This window comes from Isoptericola sp. NPDC056618, assembly GCF_042792715.1.
GTDB classification, from domain to species: Bacteria; Actinomycetota; Actinomycetes; order Actinomycetales; family Cellulomonadaceae; genus Isoptericola; species Isoptericola nanjingensis.
This window is the reverse complement of record NZ_JBHTVZ010000001.1, coordinates 284,108-290,661: the sequence shown is the minus strand read 5'-3', so window position 1 is coordinate 290,661 and position 6,554 is coordinate 284,108. Positions and strand designations below refer to the sequence as shown.

The window sequence follows — 6,554 nt, the reverse complement described above, 5'->3', positions numbered from 1 at the left end:
GGCGCGCGCCTGCCTACCCGGTTATGGGGGGGCGGCCGCGCCCACCCCTGCCCACCCCCCGCGGGGCGGGGCTGTTGCACCCCCCCGGGGCCGCACCGCACCGCACTGTCCGAGCACTGCTTGCAACGACGCAAGGAGGAACCTGATGGCTGCACCGTCCGCGCCACCCCCACCGACCGTCCGACGGTCGGGCCGCCGGGACGACACCCGGCTCGCCCTGCTCTTCATCCTGCCCGCCAGCATCGGCCTGCTGGCCTTCTACTTCTGGCCGCTGGTCCGCGGCATCTGGCTGAGCTTCACGTCGTGGGACCTGCTCAGCCCGGCCGAGTTCGTGGGCCTCGACAACTACCGCGAGATGGTCGCGGACCCGGTGTTCTGGAACGCCGTCCGCGTGACGCTGCTCTACGTGGTCATCAACATCGGGCTGCAGACGGTCGTGGCCCTGGTGATCGCCGTGCTGATGCAGCGGCTCAGCCGCTCCACGCTGCTGCGCTCGCTGGTGCTCGCCCCGTACCTCGTGTCCAACGTGGTCGCCGCCCTCGTGTTCCTGTGGATCCTCGACTTCCAGCTGGGGATCGGGAACCAGCTGCTGGAGTGGGTCGGCCTGGAGCGGATCGGGTTCTTCACCTCCGAGGCCTGGGCCATCCCCACCATCGCGGTGGTGAACGTCTGGCGGCACATGGGCTACACGGCGCTGCTGATCTTCGCGGGCCTGCAGGCCATCCCGCCCACCACGTACGAGGCGGCGCGGGTCGACGGCGCGTCGGAGGTGCGCACATTCTTCGGCATCACGCTGCCGCTGCTGCGTCCCATCCTCGGGCTCGTGCTGATCATCTCGGTGATCGGCTCGTTCCAGGTGTTCGACACCGTCGCCGTCACCACGAACGGCGGCCCGGTGGACGCCAGCCGCGTGCTGCAGCTCTACATCTACGACAAGGCGTTCGGGCAGTTCGACTTCGGCTACGCCTCCGCGCTGAGCGTGGCGATGCTGCTGATCCTGGTGGTCGTCACCTTCTTCCAGTACCGCATGACGCGGGCCGGCCAGACGGACCTGAACTAGGAGGCGGCGACCATGATCGAGACCACGACGGCACCTGCCGCACCCCCGACCGTCTCCGCGTCCGACGCGGACCGCCCCGCGCCGCCGCGTCGTCGCCGGCGGCGGCTCAGCCCCGGCCGCGTCCTGGCCTGGGCGGTGATGATCCTCGTCCTGCTCGTCACGCTGTTCCCCTTCTACTGGATGCTGCGCACCGCGCTGTCGAGCAACGGGGCCCTGTACGCCAACTCGACGTCCTTGCTCCCGGTGGACTTCAGCTGGGGCGGGTTCGAGCGCGTCTTCGGGCTGCAGTCCACCGAGGAGGCCATCGCCCAGGGCGGCTCCGGAGCCTCCATCGACTTCTGGCTCTACCTGCGCAACTCCGTGGTGGTGGCGACGGTCGTCACCGCCTGCCAGGTGTTCTTCTCCGCGATGGCCGCGTACGCGTTCTCGCGGCTGCGCTGGCGGTGGCGCAACGCCGTGTTCGGCGTCTTCCTGCTGTCGCTGATGGTGCCGGTGATCTTCACGCTGCTGCCGAACTTCGTGCTGGTCCGGGAGCTGGGGCTGATCGACACGCTGCTCGGCATCATGCTGCCCGGGCTGTTCATGACGCCGTTCGCGATCTTCTTCCTGCGGCAGTTCTTCATGAACGTCTCCACCGAGGTGGAGGAGGCCGCGCTGATCGACGGCGCCAGCAAGGTCCGGGTGTTCTTCGCGATCATCATCCCGATGTCCGTGGGGCCGATCGCGACGATCTCGATCCTCACGTACATCGGGTCGTGGAACGACTACTTCTGGCCGTTGATGGTCTCGTACACCGACGACTCGCGGGTGCTCACCGTGGCGCTGGGGAACTTCAACGCCCAGACGCCGCAGACGGGGCCGGACTGGGCGGGGCTGATGGCCGCGACCCTGGTGGCCGCGCTGCCGATGATCCTGCTGTTCGTCGTCTTCGCGAGGCGGATCGTCAACTCCATCGGCTTCAGCGGGATCAAGTGAGGAGGCGGACCATGCACCACGTACGTCGTACGACAGCGACCCTCGCCGCGGCCGTGGCCGCCGGCACCCTCGCCCTGGCGGGCTGCGCCGGGCCGGGCACCGCGGCGGCGGACGACTCCGTCGTCCTGGACTACTGGCTCTGGGACGCGAACCAGCTGCCCGCCTACCAGCGCTGCGCCGACGAGTTCGAGCGGCAGAACCCGGACCTCCAGGTGCGGGTCAGCCAGTACGGCTGGGGCGACTACTGGCGCAAGCTCACGGCCGGGTTCGTCGCGGGCGCCGGGCCGGACGTGTTCACCGACCACCTCACCCAGTACCCCGGCTTCGCGCAGCGGGGCCTGCTGCTGGACCTGAACGACCTCGACGCGACGGCCGACGTCGACTACGGCGGGTTCCAGGAGGGCCTGGCGGACCTGTGGGTGGGCCAGGAGGGCAGCCAGTACGGCATGCCCAAGGACTTCGACACCGTCGCGCTGTTCTACGACACGAGCGTGGTCACCGACGCCGGCCTGACCCCCGAGGACCTCGCGGACCTGGACTGGAACCCGGACGACGGCGGCAGCTTCGAGGAGGTGATCGCGCACCTCACCGTGGACGAGAACGGCGTCCGCGGCGACGAGGAGGGCTTCGACCCCGAGAACGTGGCCGTCTACGGCCTGGCCTCGAACGGCTCGGGCGGCATGTCCGGGCAGACGACGTGGTCCTGGCTGGCGGGCACGACCGGCTGGACGTTCACCGACAAGGACGTGTGGGGCACGGAGTACCACTTCGACGACCCGCGGGTGCAGGACACCTTGGACTGGCTCTTCGGCCTCGTCGACAAGGGCTACATGGCCCCGTACGAGGAGGTCGGCACCGAGCCGAACCCGCAGCAGGCCCTCGGCTCGGGCCGCGCGGCGCTCTCGGCGAACGGTTCCTGGATGCTCGGCACCTACGCCAACCTGGAGGGCGTGGACCTGGGGATCGCTCCCCCGCCCAGCGGACCCGTCGGGCACCCGGTGTCGATGTACAACGGCCTCGCGGACTCGATCAGCGCGCAGTCCCCGGACCCTGAGGAGGCGGCCCGGTGGGTCGAGTTCCTCGGGTCGGACGACTGCCAGCGCATCGTGGGCGAGGCCGGCGTGGTCTTCCCGGCGCGTCCGGCGGGCACGGAGGCGGCGGTCGAGGCCTTCCGCGACCGGGGCCTGGACGCCTCCGTCTTCACGGACATGGTGGAGAAGAAGCAGACCCTCTTCTTCCCCGTGACCGAGGAGTTCGGCGCGATCGACGCCCTCATGACGCCGATGATGGACGAGATCTACATCGGCGACCGGGACGCCTCCACGCTCACGGAGGTGAACGACCGGATCAACGGGCTGCTGAGATGAGGCCGCCCGGGTGGTACGACGTCGTCGCGGCAGGGTCGTGGGGCACGACGACGACCTGCTCCGCGTCCTCGTAGATCACGCGCCCGGGGTCGGCGGCGTCGACGCGGACGCAGTCGACCCCGTGCGCGTGCAGGATCGCCAGGTACGGCGGGACCCGCTCGAGGAGGTGATGGGCCGTCTCCTTGAACCACGCCGTCGCGCGCGGGTTGACGTCGACGTCGTAGACCGACGGGTCGACGTCGGTGGGGTTCGTGTAGGCCGCGTCGTACCAGTCGTTGCCGGAGCGCCAGACGGCGTGCTCCTCCGGGGTGAGGAGGCCGCCACGGCCCAGCGCGTTCGTGAGACCGAACACGCCCGTGTGGACGCCGCGCCTGCCGGGGGCCGGAGACTGGAACCTGATGACCACCGGGCCATCCCACCACGGTGCACCGACGCTACGGTGTGGCCGTGGACAGCCGCCCGCGCAGGAACGTCGTGGAGTTCCGCCTCGCGCCCGACGACGTCTCGGCGATCCGGTTCGGCGTCTCGCCCGGCCACGAGCTGGCGCACGCGGTGCGCGTGCTGGCCCAGCCGGCGTACCACCCGCTGCAGTGGGGGTGGCTCCGCGCGACGCGGGGCCGCGCCCCGGCGCGCCCCCTCGCGCTGCTGACCCTGCTGGTCGGCGCCGACGGGTACCTGCCTGACTTCCTCACCTCCACGCCCGGCTGGGACCTCGGTCCCGACGAGGAGCTCGAACGCCTGCGCGAGGCCGACCTCGACCCGCTGCGGGTCGACCTGCTCAAGCGCGTCGACCGCACCGACGGCGCGGAGCGGCGGCTGCTGCAGGCCCTCGCCGACGACCCGGCGCACGCCCGCGGCCTCGCCGTCGACGCCTGGCGGCAGGTGTGGGACGCCGTGCTCGCGCCGTCGTGGCCGCAGCTCGAGCGGATCCTGCGCGCGGACATCGGCGCCCGCTCCCGGCGTGTCACGACGCACGGTCTGGGCACGATGGTCGAGACCCTGCACGAGGCCGTGACCTGGGCGCCCGACGCCGTCCGCGTGCGGTTGCGGCTCCACGGCGAGGTGCTCGACTGCGCGGGCAGCGGCCTGGTGCTGGTGCCGTCGGTGATGGCGCCGCGCTGCTCGGTGGTCACCGAGCCGCCCGCGCAGCCGACCCTCTTCTACCCGGCGCTCGGGATCTCCGAGCGGTGGTCCGACGACGCCCCCGACACGTCCGGGGCGCTCGCGGACCTGCTCGGGGCGGGCCGGGCGGGCGTCCTGCTCGCGCTGCGCGGCCCGCTGTCCACGAGCGAGGTCGCCGCCGCGGGCGGGCTCGCCGTGTCGACGGCGTCGCACCACCTGGGGCTGCTGCGCGCCGCGCGGCTGGTCGACTCGCGCCGCGACGGCCCGCGCGTCCTGCACGAGCGCACGCCGCTGGGGGAGGCGCTGGTCGGGGGCTGATCGCCCGGCGGCGGGGCGTGGACCGCGCGATAGGTTCGCCCGATGCGTCGTCCTGCCCCTCAGCCCTCGTCGTCCGTCGCGCGCGTGCCGGGGTTCCGGCCGCTGCTGGCGATGTCGGCGCTGGGCTTCTCGGGGTACGCGCTGCTGCTGCCGGCGGCGCCGCTGTGGGCGGTGCACGGCGGCGCGAGCGAGGGCGGCGCCGGGCTCGTCAACGCGGTGCTCATGCTCGCCACCGTGCTCACGCAGACCACGGTGCCGTGGCTGCTGCGCCGGGTGGGCTGGCGGCTCACGATGACGGCGGGCGTGGTGCTGCTCGGCGCGCCGTCGTTGCTGTTCATGGCCACGGACCAGCTCGGGTGGTTGCTCGGGCTCTCGGCGGTGCGCGGCACGGGGTTCGCCGTGCTGACCGTGTGCGGGTCGAGCGCCGTGGCCGCCCTGGTGGACGGGCCGCGGCACGGCCGCGCGATCGGGCTGTACGGGCTGTCGATCGCCTTCCCGCAGCTGGTGCTGGTCCCCAGCGCCGCGTGGATCGCCGAGACGCTCGACTTCCGCGTGGTCTTCGCGCTCGGCGCGCTGCCCGTGCTCGCGGTGCCGTTCGCCGTCCTGCTCGGCCGGTGCCTCGACGCCGTCGACGACCGTGCCGCCGAGGCGGACGCCGACGCCGTGCGCGCCGGCGAGCCCGTCGACGACGGCGGACCCGGGCGCGGTCGCGTCCTGCTCGCGCTGGTCATGCCGTCGCTCGTGCTGCTCGCGGTGACGACGCCCGGCGGCGCGCTGCTGACGTTCGCACCGCAGTTCGCCGGGGGAGCGGGCGCGGCGGTGGCGGGGCTGCTCGGCTTCACGGCCGCGACGGCGCTGTCCCGCTGGGGCGTGGGCGGCCTCGCCGACCGGTTCGGCCCGCGGGTCTTCCTCGCGCCGCTGCTCGCGTTCTGCGCCGCCGGGCTGGCGGTGTGCGCGGGGGCGATCGCCCACGGCGGCCCCCGGCCGGTGCTCCTCGTGCTGGGGATGACCATGGTCGGCGTCTCCTACGGCAGCCTGCAGAACCTCACCCTGGTCGCCGCGTTCGCGGCCGTGCCCGCGCGGCAGCACAGCACCGCCAGCGCCGTGTGGAACATCGGGTTCGACGCCGGCACCGGGCTCGGCTCGCTCGTCGTCGGGTTCATCGCCGCGGGGACGTCGTTCTCCGTGGGGCTGCTCACCACCGCGGTGGTGTGCGTCGTGGCCGCCGTCGCCGTGGTGCTCACCCGACCCTCGCGCTGACGACGGCCACCTGGTGCACGATGGGTGAGGACACCGACACCCGACGAGCGGAGGCCGAGATGGGCACGAAGCAGGAGATCCAGCACAAGGCGGGCCGCGGCCGGAAGCGGGGGCCGGGGCTGTTCCAGCTGATCATGGTCGGTCTGGTCGTCGCGGCCGTCACCAAGGAGCTCCAGAAGGACAAGGAGGACCGCACCTGGCACGGCACGGTCGCCGGGTTCGTCCCCTACGAGTTCCGCGTCCCGACCGTCGAGCGCCTCCGCGAGCGCGTCTGGGACCCGGAGGGCGCGCACCTGCTGAGCCCGCACGTCTTCGGCGTGGGCTGGACGGTCAACGTCGGGCGCATCGTCGAGCTCGTGCGCCGCAGGGTCGACGGCGCCCGCGAGGACAGCCCGGCCTGACGCCCGCGGTCACCAGTCGCCGACGTCGTCCCACGACGCGCCGTACCGCCC

General features: G+C 72.6%; 7 protein-coding genes. 6 read left to right on the top strand and 1 reads right to left on the bottom strand.

Annotation, left to right across the window (positions count from 1 at the left end; translation table 11 throughout):
• Positions 1-145: 145 nt before the first annotated feature.
• The 3 genes from ACFQ8T_RS01380 to ACFQ8T_RS01370 are packed head-to-tail and all read left to right on the top strand — an operon-like array spanning position 146 to position 3,402.
• Complete coding sequence (locus ACFQ8T_RS01380) at positions 146-1,060, top strand: carbohydrate ABC transporter permease (RefSeq protein WP_430544779.1); 915 nt, start codon at positions 146-148, stop codon at positions 1,058-1,060.
• A 12-nt stretch (positions 1,061-1,072) separates the two neighbouring features.
• Positions 1,073-2,035: a carbohydrate ABC transporter permease gene (locus ACFQ8T_RS01375; protein WP_430544778.1), complete on the top strand. Its 963-nt coding sequence runs from the start codon at positions 1,073-1,075 to the stop codon at positions 2,033-2,035.
• A gap of 11 nt (positions 2,036-2,046) precedes the next feature.
• Positions 2,047-3,402 (top strand): ABC transporter substrate-binding protein, encoded by a 1,356-nt coding sequence (locus ACFQ8T_RS01370; RefSeq protein ID WP_430544777.1) that lies wholly within the window; start codon positions 2,047-2,049, stop codon positions 3,400-3,402.
• Here the strand turns inward: ACFQ8T_RS01370 and ACFQ8T_RS01365 are convergent.
• The gene (locus ACFQ8T_RS01365) at positions 3,383-3,808 is read right to left on the bottom strand and encodes a hypothetical protein (RefSeq protein WP_430544776.1); all 426 of its coding nucleotides are present in this window, start codon (positions 3,806-3,808) and stop codon (positions 3,383-3,385) included. The genes ACFQ8T_RS01370 and ACFQ8T_RS01365 overlap by 20 nt on opposite strands.
• A gap of 41 nt (positions 3,809-3,849) precedes the next feature.
• On the opposite strand from ACFQ8T_RS01365, the gene ACFQ8T_RS01360 reads away from it, so the two are divergent.
• Genes ACFQ8T_RS01360 through ACFQ8T_RS01350 form a run of 3 tightly spaced genes read left to right on the top strand, consistent with a single transcriptional unit; the run spans position 3,850 to position 6,503 of the window.
• The gene (locus tag ACFQ8T_RS01360) at positions 3,850-4,842 is read left to right on the top strand and encodes a DUF5937 family protein (protein ID WP_430544775.1); all 993 of its coding nucleotides are present in this window, start codon (positions 3,850-3,852) and stop codon (positions 4,840-4,842) included.
• A 42-nt stretch (positions 4,843-4,884) separates the two neighbouring features.
• Positions 4,885-6,102, top strand: coding sequence for an MFS transporter (locus ACFQ8T_RS01355; protein WP_430544774.1), 1,218 nt, complete (start codon positions 4,885-4,887; stop codon positions 6,100-6,102).
• A 59-nt stretch (positions 6,103-6,161) separates the two neighbouring features.
• Entirely contained in the window at positions 6,162-6,503 is a 342-nt protein-coding gene (locus ACFQ8T_RS01350; protein WP_430544773.1) for a DUF5808 domain-containing protein, read from the top strand.
• Positions 6,504-6,554: the final 51 nt, after the last annotated feature.